Source organism: Wolbachia endosymbiont (group B) of Apotomis betuletana (genome assembly GCF_947250475.1).
Lineage (GTDB): Bacteria > Pseudomonadota > Alphaproteobacteria > Rickettsiales > Anaplasmataceae > Wolbachia.
Map to the genome: position 1 here is coordinate 1,209,630 of NZ_OX366320.1, position 23,132 is coordinate 1,232,761.

General features: G+C 33.3%; 16 protein-coding genes and 4 pseudogenes. 9 read left to right on the forward strand and 11 right to left on the reverse strand.

Going from position 1 to position 23,132, the window contains the following annotated elements:
• Window positions 1-51 precede the first annotated feature (51 nt).
• From OOK82_RS05615 to OOK82_RS05630, 4 genes and pseudogenes are all read left to right on the forward strand, one after another.
• Window positions 52-1,179: a SurA N-terminal domain-containing protein gene (locus tag OOK82_RS05615; RefSeq protein ID WP_010403414.1), complete on the forward strand. Its 1,128-nt coding sequence runs from the start codon at window positions 52-54 to the stop codon at window positions 1,177-1,179.
• Window positions 1,180-1,212: 33 nt separating this feature from the next.
• Complete coding sequence (locus OOK82_RS05620) at window positions 1,213-1,842, forward strand: ferredoxin reductase domain-containing protein (RefSeq protein ID WP_139686783.1); 630 nt, start codon at window positions 1,213-1,215, stop codon at window positions 1,840-1,842.
• Window positions 1,826-2,377: a 5-formyltetrahydrofolate cyclo-ligase gene (locus OOK82_RS05625; RefSeq protein WP_264686788.1), complete on the forward strand. Its 552-nt coding sequence runs from the start codon at window positions 1,826-1,828 to the stop codon at window positions 2,375-2,377. The genes OOK82_RS05620 and OOK82_RS05625 overlap by 17 nt, the downstream gene beginning before the upstream one ends.
• 87 nt (window positions 2,378-2,464) lie before the next feature.
• Window positions 2,465-3,285, forward strand: a pseudogene (locus OOK82_RS05630) (IS630 family transposase).
• A gap of 29 nt (window positions 3,286-3,314) precedes the next feature.
• Here the strand turns inward: OOK82_RS05630 and OOK82_RS05635 are convergent.
• From OOK82_RS05635 to wmk, 3 genes and pseudogenes are all read right to left on the reverse strand, one after another.
• Window positions 3,315-3,719: pseudogene (locus OOK82_RS05635) on the reverse strand (phage terminase large subunit family protein); the annotation flags it as partial.
• Window positions 3,716-3,949 (reverse strand): annotated as a pseudogene (locus OOK82_RS07630) (ankyrin repeat domain-containing protein); the annotation flags it as partial. The pseudogenes OOK82_RS05635 and OOK82_RS07630, both read right to left, overlap by 4 nt.
• A gap of 396 nt (window positions 3,950-4,345) precedes the next feature.
• Window positions 4,346-5,257: a WO male-killing family protein Wmk gene (gene wmk, locus OOK82_RS05645; protein ID WP_264704552.1), complete on the reverse strand. Its 912-nt coding sequence runs from the start codon at window positions 5,255-5,257 to the stop codon at window positions 4,346-4,348.
• 89 nt (window positions 5,258-5,346) lie between these two features.
• Here wmk and OOK82_RS05650 point away from each other — a divergent pair, with 89 nt between their 5' ends.
• A complete protein-coding gene (locus OOK82_RS05650) occupies window positions 5,347-6,294 on the forward strand; it encodes an Rpn family recombination-promoting nuclease/putative transposase (RefSeq protein WP_264704554.1) in 948 nt (315 codons plus the stop codon).
• A 5-nt stretch (window positions 6,295-6,299) separates the two neighbouring features.
• Here the strand turns inward: OOK82_RS05650 and OOK82_RS05655 are convergent, their stop codons facing one another.
• Entirely contained in the window at window positions 6,300-8,609 is a 2,310-nt protein-coding gene (locus OOK82_RS05655) for a latrotoxin-related protein (RefSeq protein ID WP_264704556.1), read from the reverse strand.
• A 120-nt stretch (window positions 8,610-8,729) separates the two neighbouring features.
• Complete coding sequence (locus OOK82_RS05660) at window positions 8,730-14,111, reverse strand: tetratricopeptide repeat protein (protein ID WP_264704557.1); 5,382 nt, start codon at window positions 14,109-14,111, stop codon at window positions 8,730-8,732.
• A gap of 240 nt (window positions 14,112-14,351) precedes the next feature.
• On the opposite strand from OOK82_RS05660, the pseudogene tnpA reads away from it, so the two are divergent.
• From tnpA to OOK82_RS05680, 4 genes and pseudogenes are all read left to right on the forward strand, one after another.
• Window positions 14,352-14,743: pseudogene (gene tnpA, locus OOK82_RS05665) on the forward strand (IS200/IS605 family transposase).
• A gap of 283 nt (window positions 14,744-15,026) precedes the next feature.
• On the forward strand, window positions 15,027-16,490 hold the full coding sequence (locus tag OOK82_RS05670) for an MgtE intracellular N domain protein (protein ID WP_264686783.1): 1,464 nt from the start codon (window positions 15,027-15,029) through the stop codon (window positions 16,488-16,490).
• A gap of 41 nt (window positions 16,491-16,531) precedes the next feature.
• Complete coding sequence (locus OOK82_RS05675; RefSeq protein ID WP_264686782.1) at window positions 16,532-17,023, forward strand: hypothetical protein; 492 nt, start codon at window positions 16,532-16,534, stop codon at window positions 17,021-17,023.
• Window positions 17,024-17,108: 85 nt separating this feature from the next.
• The gene (locus OOK82_RS05680) at window positions 17,109-17,573 is read left to right on the forward strand and encodes a hypothetical protein (protein WP_264686781.1); all 465 of its coding nucleotides are present in this window, start codon (window positions 17,109-17,111) and stop codon (window positions 17,571-17,573) included.
• 78 nt (window positions 17,574-17,651) lie between these two features.
• On the opposite strand, the gene ccmE is transcribed toward OOK82_RS05680, so the two are convergent.
• Genes ccmE through OOK82_RS05705 form a run of 6 tightly spaced genes read right to left on the reverse strand, consistent with a single transcriptional unit; the run spans window position 17,652 to window position 23,130 of the window.
• On the reverse strand, window positions 17,652-18,044 hold the full coding sequence (gene ccmE / locus OOK82_RS05685; RefSeq protein WP_010404099.1) for a cytochrome c maturation protein CcmE: 393 nt from the start codon (window positions 18,042-18,044) through the stop codon (window positions 17,652-17,654).
• Entirely contained in the window at window positions 18,028-18,165 is a 138-nt protein-coding gene (locus tag OOK82_RS07765; RefSeq protein WP_007302385.1) for a CcmD-like small membrane protein, read from the reverse strand. Before OOK82_RS07765 ends, ccmE begins: the two co-directional genes overlap by 17 nt.
• The gene (locus tag OOK82_RS05690; protein WP_264704558.1) at window positions 18,162-19,007 is read right to left on the reverse strand and encodes a biotin--[acetyl-CoA-carboxylase] ligase; all 846 of its coding nucleotides are present in this window, start codon (window positions 19,005-19,007) and stop codon (window positions 18,162-18,164) included. Before OOK82_RS05690 ends, OOK82_RS07765 begins: the two co-directional genes overlap by 4 nt.
• A 26-nt stretch (window positions 19,008-19,033) precedes the next feature.
• On the reverse strand, window positions 19,034-20,254 hold the full coding sequence (locus OOK82_RS05695; protein WP_264704559.1) for a hypothetical protein: 1,221 nt from the start codon (window positions 20,252-20,254) through the stop codon (window positions 19,034-19,036).
• A 48-nt stretch (window positions 20,255-20,302) separates the two neighbouring features.
• Window positions 20,303-21,691 carry an NADH-quinone oxidoreductase subunit N gene (locus tag OOK82_RS05700; RefSeq protein ID WP_264686778.1) on the reverse strand — a complete coding sequence of 463 codons (1,389 nt, stop codon included), beginning with the start codon at window positions 21,689-21,691 and terminating at the stop codon, window positions 20,303-20,305.
• A complete protein-coding gene (locus OOK82_RS05705) occupies window positions 21,688-23,130 on the reverse strand; it encodes a complex I subunit 4 family protein (protein WP_264686777.1) in 1,443 nt (480 codons plus the stop codon). The genes OOK82_RS05700 and OOK82_RS05705 overlap by 4 nt, the downstream gene beginning before the upstream one ends.
• Window positions 23,131-23,132: the final 2 nt, after the last annotated feature.

Genomic DNA, 23,132 nt, shown 5'->3' on the forward strand with positions numbered 1-23,132 from the left:
GCGTTTATTCAGTATTTATTATAGAATTAGTTATTAGCTAAATAATTTTATATGCATAAAATACTAATTTTGATATTAATAATGCTGCCGCTTAGGTTACTTGCAACTGAGATTGAAATTGTTGCAGATGTAAATGGTGAGCCAATTTCAAATTTAGATATCGAAAGACGTATAAACTTCATAAATTCATTGCTTGGCACTCAGAAGATTAATCAAAAAGAGGTAAAATCTCAAATTCTAAGACAGTTAATAGACGAAATTATCATTGTCAGCAAAGCACAGAAGATGAATATAGAATTGAGTAACGAGGAGTTAAATAATGCTGTCACGTTATTCTTAACTCAAAGTTTAAAACTTGAGGCTGATGAAGTTGATCAATACGTAAAAAAGCATAATATAGATCTCAATACCCTAAAAAAACAAGTAAAGTGTCAGCTACTGTGGAACAAGATTATTGAAGTAGGAATTGTGCCACTTGTCAATATCAGCGATAAAGAAGTGGACGATGTAAGAAAACAAAAAGAGAAACCTGACTACCTTATTACATTTCAGGAGTTTGTAATTCCTGATCAGAAGATGGCTGAAGATTTAATAAAACAATTGCGTAGCAGTAATAATCCAGAATCTTCAATAAAGATGAGCAAAGCAACCGTTAATTTAAGTCAGCTAAAAGGTAAACTCAAGGACGTTTTGGAAGGATTAGAAATCAGTGATGTAGCAGGTCCGGTTAGTTTAAGCGAAGGTTACTCTGTTATAAAAGTCATAGATAAAGTACAGCTTAATCATACAATGCTGAAAAGTACTTTAAAACTGAAACAGGTTGTAGTTGAAGGTTCAGAAAGTTTACTCTCTAATTTTAAGGAGCAAAAGGTCAGTTGTTTAAATTTTGACAAGTTAGCAGATGATTTCAAGTTGCCAAGCGTAAAAGAGTTTGAAATAAAAATGCGAAATTTAAATCCTGATTTACAGATTTTATTTAGTAAAACAAATATGAATGAAATAGTAGAATTAAGAGAAAATAGCACTGCAAAGTTGATGATGTTATGTGATATCAAAAATAATGCAATGGATATAGAAGCAATCAAACAGGAAATGTATCAACAAAAGATTATGATACAAAGCAACCTGTTATTGGATAATATGCGTAAAAATGCAGCTGTTAGTTATCAGTTTAATTGAAGTTAGAGAGGTTTTCTACTCCATAAAAAGTTTATGAAGAATATAATGCTCATTGGCGGTGGAGTTGGAAATGCAGTGTTATTTTCGATAGGGAAGGCATGTCTTGAAAACAATCATAAGGTTTTATATTTCGCTGGCTATAAAAAATTAAGTGATGTATTTAAACGAGCACTGATAGAACGTGCATCAAGTGCAGTAATTTGGGCATGTGAAGAAGGATTGATAGAAACAAGTAGAGATCAGGATAAATCCTTTCATGGTAATATAGTTAATGCAATAAGCTCATATCAGCAAGGAAAGTTAGGTAAAATTACTATTAGTTTAAACACTATAGATAAAATCATCACTATTGGTTCTGATAAAATGATGAAAGCTGTAAATGAAGCTAGAAAAACAATTTTAAAGCCATATCTGAAACCAAAACACATAGCAATATCATCAGTTAACTCTCCTATGCAGTGCATGATGAAAGAAATCTGCGCTCAATGTATTCAGCAACACATAAATAAGGAAACAGGAGAAATAAGTTTTGTTTATAGTTGCAGTAATCAAGACCAGGATATGGAGCTTGTTGACTTTGATTTTTTAAGTGAGCGCTTGAAGCAAAATAGTTTACAAGAAAAGCTCACTGCAAAATGGATAGAACATGTTCAAAGACACTAAACAGCACAAAGAGGAACTAAGGAAGCAATATAGAACCATAAGAAAAGATGTTGATGAAAGTTATTCTAGTTATGCAGCAAATTCTCTTATTAATCTCTTTAACAAAAACTTAAGTTGCGTTAAAGGTAAAACAATAGCAGCGTACATTCCAACAGACGGAGAAATTAATGTTGTGCCTTTGATGAATCATTTACTCGATTTAGGATATAAAGTAGCAATTCCTAATAAAAATAAGTTATTAAAATTTGAGGAATGGAATAAAGCAGATGAAGATATAATTCCCGACACAATCATTACCCCTATTGTTGCTTTTGATGATCATTTTAATAGGTTAGGTTTTGGCGGTGGTTGGTATGATGAAATGATAAAAAAATTACGGCCACTTGGAAAAATATTTATAGGTGTAGCCTATGAGAAGCAATATTGTAAAAATTTACCTGTAGAAAAACATGATCAAAAATTGGATATTATAATCACTGAGATGTGTGTTAGATGTAGAAGTGGATTGCTCAAAAAAGTGGATAGAAAGGAGTAGCATAGTCTCCCTCTTTCTGATAGTATAGCCCTTCTCATAATAGTCCAAAAAGAGTAAGATATGGATTGATAGTAGTGGAAGGTAAGGATGCCAGTAGCATATAGTTATGACTTAAGAAAAAAGGTAATGGAAGCATTGGATGAAGGAGAGAGTGGAGAAACTGTTGCCAAGAGATTTAAGATCGGAAAAACAACTTTATATGAGTGGAAGAAAAGACGTGAGAAAACGGGAGATTTTCAATCAAAAAAGCTTGGAAGCGTGGCATAAAATTACCGACTGGAATGCATTTGCCGAATTTGCAAATGAGCAAGGTGGCAAAACTCAGTCAGAGATGCTGGGGCAATATTAGTAGACAAACAATTCATCGAGCACTTAAAAATATAGGATTCACAAGAAAAAAAAGACCTACAGATATAAAGAAAGAAATGAAGAAAAGCGAGCTCAATTTTCAAAGGTTATAGCAACAAAAGAACCTAAAGAATTAGTGTATATAGATGAGTCTGGACACTGAACCTATGGTTATTGCCAGAAAGGACAGCGGTTTTATGCCCTAAAATCTGGGAAGAAAACTCAACGAATTAGCATGGTTGCAGCCTTAAGTGGAAGAAAAATAATTGCTCCGTTAACCTTTGAAGGCCACTGCAATATGGATATCTTTAATAAATGGTTTGAGCAGTTTCTGACACCGATTTTGGAACCTGGACAAACTGTTATCCTTGATAATGCTACTTTTCATAAGTCTAATAAGATTTGCTAAAGGAGTTGGTGCAGAAATTTTATATCTTCCTCCATATTCTCCAGATTTTAACAAAATTGAACATTATTGGTTTGCTATAAAAAACAGAACCAGGAAAAACATTCCTTTATTCAAATCTTTTCGTCATGCTGTCGATTCTTCTTTCTTATGACCTTTTTGGACTATTATGGGAAGGGCTATATTGCCTGAGTCTCTTGACCTTGGGTCTTTTACTTTACTTTTTAAACATGGAGTACTCTCTATTAATGGCGCAAATCTTCCTTTTGACCAGCGTTTTCCCATTTCAACTGTTGGCTGTACAACTAACATTGGCCCTGGTGTTTGATCGATAATATAGCCTATCCAATTGTTACCTGCTTCTGTTCCTCCAATCTTAGCTCCTTTCATGAATACTACTTTTTCTACTGGCGAGGACGGAGATAGTGAATCCATGATCTCTTTAAGGTATGGCGTTCTCTCTGTTCTCCATTTACCAGGTTCTGATGCTGCAGTTGCTGCTAAAACTCGATACTCATTCGCCCACTCTGATACTTTAAGCTCTGGATCTGGTTTTAAACCTTCAGAAAAAGATTTGGCGTATATCATTGTCTGCATCTACTCACAATTGGTTCTATCTGAATATCATTAACAGTAGAACTACACTCCTCTAGCTCCATAAACATCTTTTTCTGAAATTCCTTTTCTATATATCTTTTGCTCATCTCACTTAGCATTATTGCTATAACAAGTGCAAATACTCCTGTTATTGTTGCAAAAATGATCGCACTGCTTATTGTGGCTGCTGTTAAACCTATATATGCTGCCATTGCTACTGCATAATCAGTTACTCCCTCTATAACTTTCAGGTCATCCATTTCTCTACCTAAAATCCTTCCTACTCCCGTATAGCTATTCACCAGATTTTTAGCAATTTCTTGAGCTTGTGGTCTTTCATGTACTGCACTTAGAAACGTTTCCATTATTTCACGATCAAGTAGTGCTTTGCCTTTGCTTTCTAATATTCTGAATTCTATTTCTTCTTTATTCTTATTATTATTCATAAAAATTACCCTTCACTAATAACAAAATGTTTTTATATATTTACTGCTGTTTTTTTATCAGCATTGGCATAGAGCCATAGCTTTTGAGTGAAGTCAAATCAATTTCTCAATCTTTTTTGCTTATTTTTTTATCTAAGAGTAAAGATATTAATATATACTGATTTCTTTATTTTAAACTCGTTGAATTTCGTCCAAAGAGATGCCTACTGTTTTTAAAATAATATTGATAGAAATTCCTTCCTTAACTAAATTATTTGCAATTTTCATCCTTTCTACTCTCTCCACTTTCTCTTTGCAAACTTGTATGCTTTCAAACAGAGATTTTATTAGTGCATTACGTAGTTCTTGACTCTCAATTTTTTTGTATTCTTTTATTAAATCAGGTAGCTCATTTTCTACTATCTCATCTTCTTCTATGAGCAGATCTGTAATGCTAATCGATAATGTTTCTGCTGTTGCATATAATTTTTCCAGTGGAATAGCTACACGCCCTTGTTCATAGTTGCTTATTTCGTCACGGGTCGTACTCATTTTCTCTGCTAAATCTTTTTGAGTATACTCTCTCACTAGTCTCCATTCTTTTATCTTCTTTCCTATTTTGCAGTAAATAGAACCTCCTTTTTCTTCAACGCATTCATCAGCAGAGAGACCAATTGTTTTTGCAACAATATCAACAGAAACTCCTGCTTTTACCAAACCTTTTGCAATCTTTATTTTCTCTGCTTTTTTACTACTTTTTTCACTAACTTGAGCAAATTTGGTTAGTAAACAAAACATTTTACGTAGCTCTTTATCGTTAATCTTTTTATATTTTCTTACTAGATTTAATATTTCCTCTCCCTCATCTTCAAAACAGATTTTTTCATTTGATACAGGAATTAGGTCTACAATACCAATCGACAATATCTCTGCTATAGCATACAACTTTTCAATCGAAATTCTGCGTGTTCCTTTTTCATATTGCAGTATTACCTGATATGTTGTACCGATTTTTCCCGCTAAATCTTTTTGAGTATAACCTCTCTTTAACCTCCAGTTCCTTACTTTGTGTGCTATCTGATACCTTATCGAGATGTTTGTCATAAATATTATACAGGTTAACATTACGTTTAATTGTTGAATATTTCTTCAGAATTGTGTATAATTATTAATGCTTTTTATCTTACTTTCTCATGGCTCTTTCGAAGTTTCTCGATCCGAAGAATGATGTTGCATTTCGCCGTATCTTTGGTACTGAGAAGAATAAAGATATCCTCATTCATTTCCTCAATGATATTCTGGATTTCACTGGCAAAAATACAATACAGGATATAGAGTTTTTAAGTACTATTCAAGACCCTGATATTGCCTCCAAAAAGCAAAGCATTGTTGATGTATTATGTAGGGATTCCACGGGGGTGCAATGCATAATTGAGATGCAGGTCGCTAAAACTAAAGGCTTCGAAAAACGGGCACAATACTACGCAGCTAAAGCTTATTCAAGACAAGCTGATAAAGGTGATCAGTACCATAACCTTAAGGAAATTATCTTTATTGCTATAGCAGATTGTATTTTATTTCCTGATAAGTCTGAGTATAAGTCAAAGCACACTATTCGCGATGAAAATACTAATGAGCATGATCTAAAAGATTTTTACTTTATATTTATTGAGTTGCCTAAATTTCCAAAAACCAAAGAAGATCAGCTTTCAAGTATAGTTGAAAAATGGGTCTACTTCTTTAGATATGCAGACGAAACTAGTGAAGAAGAGCTAGAGAGAATAATAGGAAGTGATCTAATAATTAAAAGAGCATATGAAGAACTCAATAGGTTCAACTGGTCAGAAAAAGAATTTATTGCCTATGAACAAGAGATCAAGCGTATTCGTGATGAACAGGCTGTCCTTGCTCAAAAACTCGATGATGCTAAACATGAAGGTAGACAAGAAGGTAGACAAGAAGGTATTCAAATCGGCGAGGAAAGAGGTATTCAAATCGGAAAGGAAGAGGGAAAGGTTGAAGGCAAAATTGAGGTGGCAAAGAACCTACTTAAAGCTGGCATCTCTATTGACGTTGTATCGCAAACTACAGGTCTTTCTTTCGATGATATCAAACATTTACAGGCAGAAAAGACCTCATAGTTCCCTCAATTTATCCCTCTGCTTATTCCTTTAACTACTGATGTTCCATTTAAGAATGTATCAGGCTTTTTAGATAACTCTACTTTCCTTGAAACTTTCTGACCTAAAACTTTAGAAGGCTTTTCTACTTTCTGCTGTAGTATCATAATTTCTTCCTTAGCTAAAACTTCTTCTAAGTTACTCTTTAAATGATCTAGAAACTTATCAGTTTGTTTAAATTCTGGACATGCTTCTTTTCCAAATGAATATAGGGTTTCTGCTATTTCAGAAAATCTTCTATTTGTTATTTTTCCATTTATTATTTTTTCAATTATAGCTGATTGCACTGCCATGGGATCAAAGTTTAGATTTGTCACTGATATTCCTGACTTAATAGCAGTTTTATTTAACACTTTCTCAAATCTATGTGTAATATTTAGTGCATAACCTCTTGCTTCTAATAAAGGTATAGATTGATCTACTGCAGGTATATATTGTTTACCCGTAAACTTTCTTACAAGCAAATCAAGTAACATTATCGTACCATTTACATCCATTTTTGCATCTACTTGTGAGATTGGACTTTTAGTTGTAGTACTTGATTTGGAATCTAATAACCCACCTATAGAGCTTTTTACCCAACCAAATAAATCATTTATCCATGAAGATGGTCGTCTTGTACCACTACTCATTGTGTACTCACTTCTACGGTTTCTAATGTGCTGCCTATGTCTATGAGGTTGATCAGATAACATGACTTCTGTAAACACATCATCGTACACTTGATCCTTATACTCTCTTTTTACAATATCCAAGTATCTTGCAGCACTTATTTCCTTCTCATGATCTTTTAATACTATCTCTTTATCAGTAAATTTTATTGATAACGTTTTCATTTTAGGTGTTTTATAGAATTTACTAAGTGTAATACTGCAAAAATCATCTTTAGTAATAGTCGAATCAAAAGCATTAGTTATTATTAGATCATGACCATTACTACGAACAAACGTATTGTTTCCTCCTTTTCTAGGCGTGATAAGCTCAGCATCTTTCTCCACATCTTGATCGGTTACCACAATAATTTCTTTATCTTTGTCAAAGATCAAAGGTAGTGGTTTTAATTCTAATTCAGAACTTATTTTCATAGGCGCACTATCTGAGATAATATGAAGATTTTCATACCAATCCAAACCGTCTTTTAATCTTACTGTTAGCACTTCTAATAAAAAACTTTGTCCCATTTCTGTTTCTAACTTAACTAGCAAATCATTTCCATCTTGAAAAATTCTTGGCAGATTAATATGTATTTTCAAATCATCTTGTATTATTTTTACCACGTTACGTAAATCTAATGTATCTATGGAACTTCCTTCATCAAAATTATAGATGTTTACTTCTGGTATAGAAGAAATACTATGTTCATATCTTTTCTCACCTGAAGCTATAGTAATTACGTATATATTCTCACCACCATTTCCAATTAAGTGACTGTTATGGATTGGGTGATTGTGAAGTGCCTCAAATTTCCCACGGCCAACAAGTATAGATTCACCACCTGATTGCACAGCGATAGTCATATTGAGTTTATTCGCTATAGCTGGGTAACTTTCTATAATTTCATCAATAGTTTTATTAGTATTCTGTATTGCATACAAGTTTCTTTCCTTACCTACTTTTATTTCAGCACTGTCTTTTAATTGATAGATTATATTGTTCATTATGTTATATGAGATAGCTATACTAAAGCTGCCATCTACAACTTTTGGAAAAAAATTGAACTTTATACTATTGTGATCTTTAATATCAATACTCTGAATATCAGCAAGCAAGTAGTCGAATATAAACCTATGGTTATTTTCGAAATTAGCAAGTAATTTAACAGATGCACTACCTTTTTGAAATGGTACAATATAGTTAAAGTTACCTTTGAGTGCTAGATTATTTACTTCAGTGTAATTTCTAACTATTACTTGTATATCATAGACACAGTTATTATCTTTTATTTCCAAATAATCAAGTTGATCTTCCTTACCACCATTACCATCCAAGAATTTAGTTTCACATGCACTAAATATATGATCTGCCTTAGCTTTTCTACCAAGCACTCTTTCTACTGAATTAATTTGAAATCCAGAATAACCATATCTATTGTACATAATAGTGCCAATATTTGTATTTAAATACACATTCACACTTACAGCTTCTTGAGCAAATTCAGTCAGATCTAAGGTATCAATTCCATCCTCTCCGTACAAAGACCCTTCTATCAGATCTCCCTGCAAAACAAAGATATCATTCTTATTTCCTCCATAGTATCTCTTAGATCCATCATTCACTATAAATATGTTTGGGCTATCCTTAAATCCTTTTGCATAATCTTCACCTTCTCCTAAATTAATTAGAGTATATCCTTCTGTTTTGTTATCAGATAAACCAATTGCATTTTTACATAAATATTAGCCATAACTTGGAGCAGGATGATAATCTCCTTTTGGTAAACAAAATAATTTTCCACCACTTGGATCATCCGGTCTTTCTTTACTCCATTTTATATCATTTCTTTTTCTGTCAAGCAGTACTGTACTGTCTAAATCTATCTCAAATTTAGTTGTGTACTCTTCAGTATAATAATGTCTAATCCCAAGTGATGTTGTGTGCAGCACTTTACGACAAGAACCCACAACTGATCGATCAGTAGGGAATACATAGCTTTGAATAGCACGATTCTTCCTTAAATACTCAAATCCTTGCTTAACTAATTGGTTATAAAGTTGTTTTTCTTCCATTAACTTTTCTACATATTGTTCAGGTCGCATACCTATAAATGCACGCAATCCTTCAATAAATTTTTCTCCTCTAGTTAAGTGAATAATTTCATCAATTTTATCAACTCTCTTTACTGCCATGTAAACATCAGTGCCAACAAATACTATAGCGCCAATTCCTGCTCCAATAGGTCCAGTAATAGATGAAACTCCTTCTAATACTTCAAAACCTTCAGCAACTTCAATCCCAATCTCTGCAGCGTCAACTCCCAGGTAAATGCTATCTCCTACTACGCCAACCAATGCTCCTTCTGTACCATTTTTAAATGCTTTTACCTGATTTACTAAATCATAAATAATAAAGGCAGAAGTACCTCGAGCAAGAAAAGGTGATGCAACTCTTAAAGACCTACCAAGTAATACCTTTTCTTCTGAGAGCAAATTTAATCCTTTACGAGATGCAACTTCAGCAACTTTAGCAAACCCTTGACCACCTGCTATAAAACCAACATTAATTGCTACACCCTGATAATCTCTGTTTAAAAAGTCAGCTAAAATATTTTTAGCCATCATTCCATGCATAGTTATGCTAGAGATTTTCTTTACTCTATTTAAATGATTCATGACCTTCTGATTACTGGTAAGCTTATTAATCAAATCACGAAACCTACCTGTAATTTGAACTTTATCTGCTAGCTCAATTAGCTGAGAACGTTTTTCTTCTGGTATATCTTTTATATAGTCAATAAACTTTTTACTATCTATTTTAATTTTACTAAAATCTCTTTTCTCATCTTTTTCTGTATTGAATTCATCTACGTCTTCCCAAGACAGTTTACACTCCCCAATCTTCGCTTCTCTTCTGTTCCTTACTGAACTCGTACTCGGCAAACATTCTTCAACTTTACCTTTTTGATATATTGCAGATGCCCTTTCTAGTAACTCTTTTGCTCTTTCATGATTACCTAAAGCTTTCTCAGCACCACTTAAATTTTCTAAGACCATAGCTACTTCAACATGATTTTCTCTATAATACTTTTTAAATATAGGCAAAGCCCTTTCTAGCAACTCTTTTACTTTTTGATAATCACCTAAAGCTCCATAAGGGATGCTCAGGTTTACTAATGTTTCAGCTACTTTAAAATGTTCTGCTCCATAACATTTCTCTAAAATAGGCAAAGCCTTTTCTATCAATTCTTTTGCTTCCTGATTATCACCTAAGGCTATATAATCAGTGCCTAAACTTTCCAGAATCATACCTATTTCAAAATGCTCTTCCCCATAGTGCTTCTCTAAAATAGGTAAAGCTCTCTCTAGCAACTCTTTTGCTCCTTGATAATCATCAAAGTATCTATAGATGGTACTTAAATTTACTAATATTTTAGCTACTTCAACATGATTTTCTCCATAATGATTCTCTAAAATAGGCAAAGCTCTTTCTAGCAACTCTTCTGCTCTTCCATAATCATCTAAAGCTATATAAGTGATACCTTGATTTGTTTTAGCTATAGCTACCTGAAAATGATCTTCTCCATAATAATTTTCTAAAATAGGTAGTGCCCTTTCTAGTAACTCTTTTGCTGTCTGATAATCACCAAAACCTCTACAAGCAATACTAAGATTTACTAACATTTTAGCTGACTCAAAGTGCTCTTCTTCATAATTGTCACCTAAAATAGAGAATACTCTTTCTATTGACTTTTTCGCTCTTTCATAATCACCTAAAGATCCATAAGCAATACTCAGGTTTATTAGTACTTGAGCTAATGAAGAACGATCCTCCCGATAATGATTCTCTAAAATGGGAAAGGCCCTTTCTAGTAACTCTTTCGCTGTCTGATAATCATCTAAAGCTCGATAGCTGATACTCAGATTTACCAGTGTTCTAACTAATTGAAAACGCTCTTCTTCATAATCTTGCTTTTCAATTTTTAAAGCTCTTTCTAGCAAATCTTTTGCTCTTTGGTAATCACCTAAAACTAGATAACTGTTGCTTAGATTTACTAGTCTTTTAAATACTTCAAAATGATCTTCTCCGTAATGCTTTTCTAAAATAGGCAAAACCCTTTCTAGCAACTCCTTTTCTCTTTTGGGATTACCCAAATTAAAATACCCATCACTCATCCATGTCAACAAATTTTCAAGATAATCCTTTTCTATTTTTTCTTTATCTTGAGGGTTCTTTTTTAACCAACTATCTATACGTGATAAAAATGCCTCTAAGTGCGGTAATAATTCTCGTTTTTTTAAATAGTCTTCTAATTTATCACTACCATAAGGAAAACTTGCTCTGAGTAGCTCGAAAGTCTCGTCCATAACCTCCTTGCTTTTACCCTCCTCTGCTAACGCTATTCTTGTCACTTCTTGAACTAATTTATGGGTACTCAACACACTTTGCTTTTGCTCGCCACTCACCATAGAATATTTTATAAGTAAACGAACAGCTGACCTTAATTCCTCTTCATTATTTCCTGTCAAATCTAAAAAGAATTCTCTACTAATATTGTCAGGTGCAAGATAAGAGATAACATCAAGAATCCTTAAAGCTAAATTTCCATACTTTTCATTGCTTGCTATCTTATCGGTTGTAATCTTCCAAGTTGTGAAAGTTGTTTTTGCATAGTTATTATCAATTCCCCTGAATAATACAGAATCAAGCAAATCTTTCGCTTTTTTCTCATATTCCTTTAGGTAATCATCTATATCAAATTTTCTAGTAACTCTTTGATCTTCAATATATGATATTGCTTGCTGTATAGCTAAAGGAAAGTGTTGTAATTTCTCTACCAAAGCTTTTATCTTTTCATTTTGAGATTCATCTTCTATACTAAAGCCCTTTTTTACAAGTTCTATCGCTTCTTCTGACTTTAATTCGTTTAGATTAATAACTTCTATCCCCCTTTCCCACTCTCGATTACGAGAAGTAATTAAAATATAAGGTCCATTACCACCCGATAATGAATCATGAATTGGTAAAAACTTATTCAAATAATTACTTTTCTCGGCATCATCAAAAATAAACAAGCTTTTACTATTACTGAAAAATTCATAAACCTCTTCTATGAGAGCTTTTATATCCTTTTCTTTTCCATTCTCATCTTTTATATCAATTCTTAGTTTATTCTTCGCTAATCGAGTAAATGATTCAACAAGAGCTATCTCACTTTCAGCATTGATCCATATAACGTTGTCATAACAATCTTTACTATATTCTTGAACATATTGTCTAGCTAACTCAGTTTTTCCTATTCCTCCTAAACCGCTAATTGAGGTTATTTGTGATATTACTGTTACTTTTTCTGAACTACGTTGTATCTTATTATGCAGGTCAATTAACTCTTCCCTTCTTCCAGCAAACAAAATTACTGGCTTTTTCACATTAAACCAAATAGGCTCTCTTACTACAACTGCATCATATATCTTATCAAGCTTTTTATCTATTTTCTCGAAACTTTTTTCACTTTCTTTCCTTCCTTCTACAATAGAATCTGCTATCTTGTGACGTTGCCTACTGGCTTCCTGATATTGACTCATTAATTCATCAAAGACTCCCTTAATCTCATTTTGATTACTTTCTATGTAACCTGATAACTCATTAAAATTCTTACCTATATAATCCTCTAATTCATTGAAGTTTTTTTCAGCTTCCTGTTCCATTTCTCCTTTGAATTTGCTTAGTAACCTCTCTTCGACTAACTTCGGATCTTGCTTATTAAGCTCATCCAATAATTCATCTTTCCATTTTCCCTCATCTAACTTTAAAATATACCTATACTCCTCCCTAGAAGGATTTTCTTCAATGTATTCTCTAGCGAATTTTTTTATTTTACTTTCCAATTCCCATTTAAAAAGAAGACGATAGCCATATTTGCTAGTATCACTCTTTCCATCTATTCTCCTATAGTATTTATCAGCACTACCATCACTCTTTATTGTTACTAATCCCGCTTTATCAAATAGTTCTGCAGTATTCCATGAATTCGAGTTTTTACTTTCTAAAGTATGTCCTAGCTTAATATGAGGAACACCAGTGTAGGTTTGTTTATATCTTTTTGATTCTCCAAAAATAATACCCTCAGTAATTGAGGAAGCACAAAGCTCTTTTTCAGTATTTTTTCTATAGTAATCAACCACTCTACTCACAGCATCTTCTGCTAATTTTGTCATTGCTCTCTGCCAACTTCCTTCTGCTGTTACTTGTATAAATTGGCTCTCAAAACTTTGAAAAATCTCAATACCAGATTTTACTAACTCTTCCCTGACTTTGATTGGATCCTTTTTAAATATATACAATTGATCTATCAGCTTTTTAAGCTCTGCTCTATTATAACTACTACCAATGCTGGATATTGTTGCTCGAAGAATGTTAATTCCAATAAGAGGAATTACTTTTGATTCCGCTTCTCCTTGTTCTGTTCCACCTTTTCCTATATATATTATCATATTAACAAAATCAGCCCATTTACCTTGCTTTCCTCTTTGATTTTCTAGTCTCTCATAGTACTCTGATAAAGAGCGTTCATAAATAAAAACAAAATCTTCAACAAACTTTCTGAGCTTTTCATGCACTTCCTTCTCCTGTGCAGAAAGTCTTTTTACTTGATCAGAAGATTTTTTTAAATGTTCTTCTAGAGTCCTAATAATCTCTCCCTTATTTTGTTGCTTAGCAATATCTAGTGGAGTTTTACCTTGATTATTTTTAATATTTGGGTCTATACCAGACACATTCAAAAGAAGTTCAACAATGTCTTGATGATTTTTGCTTACAGCAACATGTAGTGGTGTATTACCACCATCATTGAGATCAATATCATTAATATTTTGTACTTGAGTAAGTAACCCTTCAATTTCACTAATCTTATTTAGCTGAGGATTATCCGTTCTATGCTCACGTATCGCCAGAAACAATTTAGCAATGTTAGTATCATCAGGATTATATTGACGTCTTATTCTATTTTTAAATTGAAAAGATTTACTGTTTTGTTGCTTATTCAGCTGCTCTTTCAACCGATCAATGATTTCTGAATTAATCTCTTTTTTTAGATTACTTACTCGATGTTGTGTCCTCAGCATACACACCCCCTATATTACCTAAAGCTTTTATATAGTAATTAGATACATCAGAAAAACAAAGGATTTTTGAATATTATGGTATTTTGTTGAAGTTTTTGAGCTTCCTTGTAGAAGGGCTTTGTTCTAATTTCGTTTTTGCTGTAAATCATCTCAATTTTTCTTTATTCTCCCAAATTTGGGAGAAAAACCCTGGACCATCCTTTCAAGAATATAATCTTAAGGTGAAAAATTTGAAAGAATGTGGAATATTATAGAAAAAGCAGTCACTCTGTATATATATCACATAGTGTGGATAACAAAATATCGATATCCATTATGAGTTGGAGATATTGGTCAGAAAACAAAAGAAGTTGTACAAGAAGTATGTGGAAGTAGAAATTATCAGAGGTAGAGTTGCGTCAACATGTATACGTTTCTGTACCCCATACTTCAGCATTAGTAAGTTAGTGCAGTTAATAAAAGGAAAAAGTTCCAGCAAAACTTTCCAGAGCTGAGAAAAAGATACTGAGTTATGGTTAGTAGGCTACTTTGTAATGATAAAAAATCATATTGAAAATCACTCTAAAAAAGAAGATAAATTTGGTAAGTTGAAAGTTAGCATTCTACGCTCTCTTTCAATCTTTGGATTTTAATCCATAGTGGTTGAATTGAGATGTCATTAAGTACAAATTAAATTCTTTTATTTACTCACTTTACTCATTTTGTATAATATTCGAGAGAGCGAGTTCGAAAAGTACGCTTACCCCCACCAATATAGGTTTCAACATACCATAAAGCCAGCCTATTTATTCTATCGGGGTTTTATACTAATTCTCTAGTGATATTTGTTATTATGACTCCAATACATGCTAATTTAATTATAAATTAATCATTAAATGCTAGAATAGCTATAATTAAATTTATTAGATAATACTTATGAGTGGAAAAAAACATGTCTTTAAGATGGTACCTGGACAAAAGTTTTCATCTAGAATGGGTAGGTATGATCAGTGTTCTCAAATTGATAATCCTGAATCTCTGAGAAAAGTCAAGCTTACACCACTCAGTGAAGAAGACAATAACCTAGAGTTATCTATAAGATTATGTAACAGTTTTCTTCAGAACGGAGTAATGTACTGCGTAGAAGAAAAACAAAATCGATATGTTCACCGTGGTACACCTGGTTATTCCGAGAACAGTAATTCATTTGCATATGACAATGATAGATTAGTTAAACTATCATTAAATTGGGGCATAGGAGATAAAACTGGTTATCATAATTTTGTAGGTGAAGAATTGAAGTACAAATATTTAACATGGGAGGAATCAGGTCTTGGTGACGATAAATATTATTTTTCAGATAAGGAAGGAAACATAATCGATTCACCTGACAACAAGATATTACAATACAGTATGCCACACCATGATACAGCAAAGTTGATAGAAGATATAACATCGTCTAAGATACCAAAGAGTGTACTAATATCAAGTGAGTTCGCCAAAACTTTTTTTAAGAACTTAACAGGAAATCAGTTAGAGACTCTTGCCGATATTCTTAATAATGAGAAATTACAGATTTTAGCAAAGAGCTTAACAAATAAACAACTACAGGTTTTAGCAGAGAACTTAACAGATGGACAATTTCTAGCTTTAGTGGATCATTTAACCAATCATCAATTACAAGCCCTTACTCACACATTGGATTCAAAAAAGTTAGGAATAATAGTCCCCTTATTAAATAAGGATCAGGTTGAGAACTTAGTAAAAGACTTTAACCTAGATCAAGTAAGACAAATTTTCCCTCACCTTAAAATGGATCAGTTCGAGATGATGATCAAGACAATGAAGCATGACCAGTTTGTAGAACTAATAAAAAATGCAAATGAGAAAATGATAAACACTATTTTTCACGAAGCGTTGAAAAAGCAACTTCCAGCCCTAGTAAAAACTTTAGAAGAAGATACATTACATGATTTAATTAATAAGCTAGACCACGAGAAACTTGCAATAGTCGCTCGCGAGTTAACTGATTCTAATAAAATTCAGATGGTTATTAAGTCTTTAGCTAATAACCCAGAAAAACTTCAAGCTTTTGCTCATAATATGTCTCGTGAGCAGTTTAAAGAACTTTTGGATAACTTAGGTGCAGAAGAGCTGAAAGATATTATTCACAAACTGCCTCATGAGAAAGTCATGTCTGTGATTGGTAATCTTGGCAGTAAAGATCAGTCCAATGCTATCATTGATGAATTAAAAGGGAAACTTGACGAGCAGAGTAAACATAACGAGGAAATCAAGGAGATGCTCAAGCAAATCAAGGACGATATGCCAGGCATTGCAGAAGCTCCAGATTTTACAATAGTAGAAAACAATAACGATTCAATGCTACTTGTATGGTAGCAATTTATGAAAATCAATTTTTTTATAGTAGGTAACTTATTATGAGTAAAAACAATGTAGAATTATATTTTAATGAAAAGATTTCAGACCAAGAGAAATTAATGGAACTTACGGTCCCGAGTTTTGAAAAACTAGATTTTGTAAAACCAAGGATAAATTCAATACAAATTGATAATAAAGACAAAAATGCTGATACTAAGAAGTTAGATTTTGATATAACTAAGCCACTGGACAAAATACCTTTAAACCAAATGAAGCCAACAAACGTAGGTATAACATACCTTAAAAAGGTTTATGATGGCTTGATAGAAAGTATTGATAATCATAACAAAAATTTAAACAGTCAAATTACAGATAGCATAGTAAATCCACTGTTAACAACTATAACAAATATAGGGCAAAATACAACTAAAATAAACGCTCAACTTCAAACTCTTAAAAAGGATCTTCAGGGATTTCGTGATGATCAGCCAGGCATTGCAGAAGCTTCCATATTCCCTCATGCTACTGGCGAAGAGAACGGGTTGCTTTAATAAAAAAGGTAATAGCCTGATATCAGACTGTTACTCTTTTCGCATGCTATTTAGATATAGCTGAGTTAATTTTATAGGAGTTAACATGAGTAACAACAGTAAACAAGAAAGCGAAAATAACTTTGAAGCAATAAACCAAATGAGCGATTTCAACTTTAAAAAAATAGACGATATAGAAGTTGCAGTTAAGCCCACAAACTTTGAGGACGTTAAAAACAAGATTGCATCGATTTATTACGTCAATCAAGTTATGGATAAGTTAGTCTGCGATTTAAACGAGAAGTTTGTTTCGGGCTTGCGTGTCTCAATTATGGACAACATAGCACAACTTCGAGGAGAGTCTCTTGATATGAGTAAAGCATTGGCTAATGGTTTATCTCATTTGAATAAGTTAATTCAGCAGGATGGATTTATTGATAATAATCAAAACTACAGAACATGGGCAGAAGAACTTGATCACCTAAGGGGCGAAGTTGAAGGATTAAAAGCAGCAATAATTGACCATAATAACGTAGAATGGGAAGCACCAACTCACTCTGATATATTATAGTAGTTAGGAAAGTAACAGCTTGCTAGCAGGCTGTTGCTTTCTTTCACATACCATTTCAATACAACTGAATTAGGAAATCTATTTTAGGACTTTCGGCTTATAGTTCTCATCATGTTTTGCAAACACCGTATCTGCAAGAAAAGTACTATTATCAAACATTTTACCTTGCACAACAACACCACTTTTTTCTGAAAACATTGGTGGAAGTATTCCCTGATATTTCACCACAACGCTTTTGTTAAAATCTGTCATCTGAAAAACTACTTCACTTTCGCTCCGTATCACGCTCTTTTCAACAACCATTCCACCAACACGGATTGGCTTTTGATTATTTGGCAAGACTATGGCTTCACTTACTGTATAGAAAAATGAGATATTTTCTTTGAGCGTTGTTAAAATAAAAAAAACTGCACAACTTAAAAAGCAGAAAATTCCTGAAGTTATAAGTAATCGCTTATGTTTCTTCTTCATTATTATCTTTCAGGCTTTCTAGAATTTTTTTACTTTTAGTATAGCAAGAAACGGTAAAAATCAAATTTCCACCAATCAGTATGAAACTAATAAGGTAAGCAAAAATTACATATGTATTCATAATGCATTGCCAATAAATAACTCACCTGCATCAAAATAAATTAAGCTTCCATCCTTTTGCTGCAACACCAATTTACCACTTTTATCTATATCAGCAAAAATTCCTTCATACAATTTGTCAGCTAACTTTACACTGATTTGCTCATTCATTTTGAATGCTTTTTTTAACCACATTTCTCTTATAGCATAAAACCCATCAAATAGCCATTGCTTTCTTAGCTTATTAAAATTTATTATTAATTCCTTTAATAGATCCATGTTAGACACAGATTCACCGTAATTGCTAATGCACGTTGTGCCTGGAAGTGGCGCATGATTGACATTAATTCCAATTCCTATAATGAGCCAATTTGAATTAGATTTTTTTTCAAGCAATATTCCGCTTATTTTCTTGCCATCGATTAGAATGTCATTTGGCCATTTATGTTGAAGATTGAGATCGTTTATGAATTGATCTCTTGTCATCCCAGTGCTTTGACACTGGGATCCAGAAGAAAAAGTATGGATTCCAGTGTCACGCATTGGAATGACACCGCAGTGGGTTTGATTATTCAAGAAATTTAACGATAATAAAGTATTTCCAACAGCAAGAGCAGTCACAAAAGTCAATTCTGTCAATTTGCTGACATCCGTTTCTTGGTTAATTATCAAACTCGCATAGAGATTACCCTCTGGAGAAATCCAGCTTTTTCCAGTGCGTCCCCTACCTTCTGTTTGTTTATCAGCAATAATGACAGTTTCATTAGATATCCCTTTCTCAATTAAACCCAATGCTTCTTTATTAGTACTTGGAACTTCTTTGTAATGATGAATATGAAAGCCCTCAAATGTTTCAGGGATCATTTTCTTAATTGTATCAAAAAACTCTCTTATCCAGAAAAACTGTTGCCACGGCTAGCAGAACTTGATAATACAGGTGATTGCATACTGCTATATGAAGCCCTATTTTCATTTACGTCATAGGGCATTGCTTCAGGACCGCTGTTAACATTTGTTTCAGTAAGTGGAAATTCCCGTTCGTAATTAGGAGCTTCCCCTGCATTCTCAGAAAGTCTAGTATAATTTACTTCATAATCAACGCTATCAAAAATTTTTTTATTTACATCATATAAAAGCTCCTTCTTTGGTTGAAAAGACTGCACTGATGGATTGTCACTTCCTAAACTTGCTTGTAGCCTATCTGGTTCTTGTATTGAGCTCTCAAAGTCACTGCCCCAAGAAATATAACTATCTGTCATACTAGCTTGTGTTTCTCTCCACTTCGATTTCACCTCACTTAAACTCATCGGTAATATCACATTCAGATTTGGAAGTGATTTGGATCTACGTAAATTATTCTGTCTTGTTTTTTGAAATTCCTCAAATGCAGCCTTAAATTTCAAGAGCGAATTCGAATCATCTAATATAGCTCTAAGCGCTAGGGAAAGTTGCTGTGAAGTTAGAGATTGCTCTGGCAGATTCGGTGGAAGTGACATATTTTCTTGATAATTTTTAATGGAATTACTACCATCTTCCAAATTGTTGTGCGCACCCATGATTATCGATGGCAAGCTAGGAAATGATTCAAATTGATTCATGCTATTCAGAGGCGAGTTAGTTTCTGGATATGATGGCAACGATTCCTCTGTTTGGTTAGCTTGCTGATCAGCACCTTTAACCATAACGTTTTCAGGTTGCGGTGTTTCTGTTTCTTTCACTGGATCATCAACTGGTGGTTGTTGTGGAATAGGAATAACCGACTTTTCAGGCTCTTGCGAAAGCAACGGTGGCGTAAGAATAGGCACAGCTTGCTCTTTTTCTTGTACTAGACTTTCTCCTTCTTCTTCATTTTTACTTCTTGGTTCGCTACTAACCTTATTAGATTTACCCTTACTGTGTATGGCGGAAATAGTAAATGCTGCTAATGTAATTACTGAAACTAATGCAGCAACTACAGAAATGGCAAAAATTGCCAGAGGAGCTGTAGAGATTACAATACCAAATTTAATTGCTAAAGCAACATAAGGAAAATATAAAACAGTTACAGTGCTCGATCCTCCTAGCAAGAGAGCGGCAATTGAAAATTTCAAAACAGTTTTTCTTTTACTCATTTTTCACCACAAAATATTAATTAATCACTAATTATAAACACTAAATTGTTAATTTGTCAATGAATTAATCAATGAGTAAAGATCTTCTGCGTACAAGAAAAGAACGAGATTGATCAGTGAAGCCACTGAAGTGATAATGAATAGACCCTTAGAATAAGCAACCTTATTACCACTAGCTTTATCAAAATACATAACTTTCATGATATTTAAATAATAGTAGCATGATATCACACTCGCTGTTACAAGAATCAAAGACAGGCTGATAAAGCCAGAATTTATTAAACTTTTGAATATAAAAAATTTAGCGATAAAACCTGCAAGTGGAGGTATTCCCGACATCGAGAGTAATAGTATAGAAAGATGGAATGCTAAAATTGGTTGCTTTTTTCCTATACCAGATAAATTTGCAATATCACAATCATCATCGTCAATTTGTACGAGATATGAGAATAGCCCTATGCTTGTGATGATATATATCACCAAATACATTAAGGCACTATCTGTTCCTGCTTGTGTAAAAATAGAAAGTGAAGCAAATATAAAACCAATGTGACCAATTGAACTGTAAGCAAACAGCCTTTTTAAGTTTTGCTGACGCAAGGCCCCAAAAGCTGAGATAAGCACAGACAATGCTGAAACGTATAAGAAAATAGGCTGAACATAACTTTTTACATTTACTAACTCTTCATTCATCAATCGAATTAAAAATGTTACAAGTGCAGCTTTTGGGGCCGTAGAAAAAAACGCAGTTACTATTGTAGGTGCACCTTGATAGACATCTGGAGCCCACATATGAAAAGGAGCAATAGCAAGCTTGAAACACAAACCAATAAGGATAAAAACTAACCCAAAAACTATTCCATAAGTTATCTGATGGTTTTGCAAGAATGAACCGAGCTCAGAGAAATTGACTTGTCCTGTATATCCATAAAGCAGCGACATTCCATATAGCATAATGCAGGAAGATAGTGCACTAAGTGTAAAATATTTCACTCCTGCTTCACATGAATAAGCTGAATCTTTATTAAAGCTCGCAAGAACATACAAAGATATACTCATCAACTCAAAAGCTAAATAAAAAGAAATCAGACTATTTGCTGAAACCAAAGTTATCATGCCAAATAGCGCAAAAAGAATCAGTATTGAAAATTCATATTTATAGTCATATTTTGATAAATTCAGCATCAAAAGTATTAAAATTCCTGTGCTGAGAATTAACCCTTGGGCTGACCTGATGTATAAATTGAGTTTTAACAACGAATTAAAGAGAAAAATTTCATTGTTTTCTGCCGAAATAATTAAAATAATCAAAGTTACCACTGTGCAGCCAAGTGCTAATAAGTTGATAGTTCGGCGGTTAAATATAATTCCAAGCAGTAGCAACACTAACGAGGAGATAATAGAGAACATTTCCGGCAATATCTGTATATAATTCATAGCGCATTATATTTGACTAACAAATTTGCCATACATGGCTTCAAATAATTCAGTGCAAGGGTTGGGTAAAATCCAAGCAAAATAACAAACACTGCAAGCAGAATTAAGACAGAAAATTCTATGCTATCCAAACGGTTATTTAATAATTTAGAATAGCTAACCCCCCATATTATTTGCTTACATAAATTCAGCATATAAACTGCGCTTAAAATAGTGCCAAGTGCGATAAATCCTGTAAAAAACCCTATGCTCTTAAACATTCCAACCATAGCCAAAAACTCACCTATGAATCCAGATGTTCCAGGTAGCCCTATTGAAGCCATTGAAAATAAAATGAACATAAAACCAAATTTTGGCATTGTGTTTACTATGCCAAAATACTTTGCAATCTCCAAAGTTCCAGTTCGAGTATATAGCATTCCAACACACAAAAATAAAGCAGCAGAAATAAGGCCATGACTAATCATTTGAAATATGCTACCCAGTACTCCTTCCTCACAAAATGAAAAGAGGCCAGCGGTAACGATCCCCATATGTGCTATTGAAGAATAAGCTATTAACTTCTTTATATCATCTTGAGCAAACGCAACTAGAGAAGCATATATCACCGCAATAATGCTCAGCACAACAACGAAATTTGAAAAATACAAACTTGCCTGAGGAAGCATTGGAATAGAAAACCTTAAAAATCCATATCCCCCCATTTTAATAAGCAAGCCAGCTAAAATCACAGACCCAGAAGTTGGTGATTGCACATGTGCATCAGGAAGCCAAGTGTGAAATGGAAACATCGGTACTTTTATTGCAAAAGAAATAAAAAATGCAATCCACAGCAATGACTGCACTTCAAGATCAAGGCTTGGCACTAATGTAGCTAATTTTTGTATACCAAACGTTCCAAAAACACTATAGATGTATACTAACCCCAGTAGAAATAATAATGAGCCAGTTAATGTATAAAGAAATAACTTAAACGTCGCATATATCCTTTGCTTCCCTCCCCAAATGCCAATAATAAAGAACATTGGTATTAAGACAGCTTCAAAAAACACATAAAAGCTTATAGCATTCAGTGAAACGAAAAAACCGACTACAAAACTCTCAAGCAGTAGAAATAATGCCATATAGGCTTTTAGGGTCGTATAACTCATTTTGCAATTATAGAGCATACAAATAACAAACAAGAAAGTTGTAAGCAGAAGGAAAAGCAACGATATTCCATCCACCCCTATTCCAATATCTCTTACTGGATAGCTGACAAACTGAAAGTCCGCATCGTTATAATCAAATTCTATACAAGCTACAATGCTAAGCAAAAATGGAAGTACAGCAAAAAATAGGGCAAGGAATCTTAAGTGTATAGATTGATGATTAATCCTGATTAAGGATAAAATCAACGCTCCTATCAGTGGAAGCAAGAATATACTAAGTAACAACACCT

Coding starts and splice junctions, on each gene's coding strand:
- wmk (WP_264704552.1), bottom strand. CDS start 5,257: ATGACAAACATCTCGATAAGGTATCAGATAGCACACAAAGTAAGGAAC.
- OOK82_RS05680 (WP_264686781.1), top strand. CDS start 17,109: ATGAGTAACAACAGTAAACAAGAAAGCGAAAATAACTTTGAAGCAATA.
- OOK82_RS05695 (WP_264704559.1), bottom strand. CDS start 20,254: ATGAGTAAAAGAAAAACTGTTTTGAAATTTTCAATTGCCGCTCTCTTG.
- ccmE (WP_010404099.1), bottom strand. CDS start 18,044: ATGAAGAAGAAACATAAGCGATTACTTATAACTTCAGGAATTTTCTGC.
- OOK82_RS07765 (WP_007302385.1), bottom strand. CDS start 18,165: ATGAATACATATGTAATTTTTGCTTACCTTATTAGTTTCATACTGATT.
- OOK82_RS05650 (WP_264704554.1), top strand. CDS start 5,347: ATGGCTCTTTCGAAGTTTCTCGATCCGAAGAATGATGTTGCATTTCGC.
- OOK82_RS05690 (WP_264704558.1), bottom strand. CDS start 19,007: ATGATCCCTGAAACATTTGAGGGCTTTCATATTCATCATTACAAAGAA.
- OOK82_RS05660 (WP_264704557.1), bottom strand. CDS start 14,111: ATGCTGAGGACACAACATCGAGTAAGTAATCTAAAAAAAGAGATTAAT.
- OOK82_RS05700 (WP_264686778.1), bottom strand. CDS start 21,691: ATGAATTATATACAGATATTGCCGGAAATGTTCTCTATTATCTCCTCG.
- OOK82_RS05670 (WP_264686783.1), top strand. CDS start 15,027: ATGAGTGGAAAAAAACATGTCTTTAAGATGGTACCTGGACAAAAGTTT.
- OOK82_RS05675 (WP_264686782.1), top strand. CDS start 16,532: ATGAGTAAAAACAATGTAGAATTATATTTTAATGAAAAGATTTCAGAC.
- OOK82_RS05625 (WP_264686788.1), top strand. CDS start 1,826: ATGTTCAAAGACACTAAACAGCACAAAGAGGAACTAAGGAAGCAATAT.
- OOK82_RS05615 (WP_010403414.1), top strand. CDS start 52: ATGCATAAAATACTAATTTTGATATTAATAATGCTGCCGCTTAGGTTA.
- OOK82_RS05620 (WP_139686783.1), top strand. CDS start 1,213: ATGAAGAATATAATGCTCATTGGCGGTGGAGTTGGAAATGCAGTGTTA.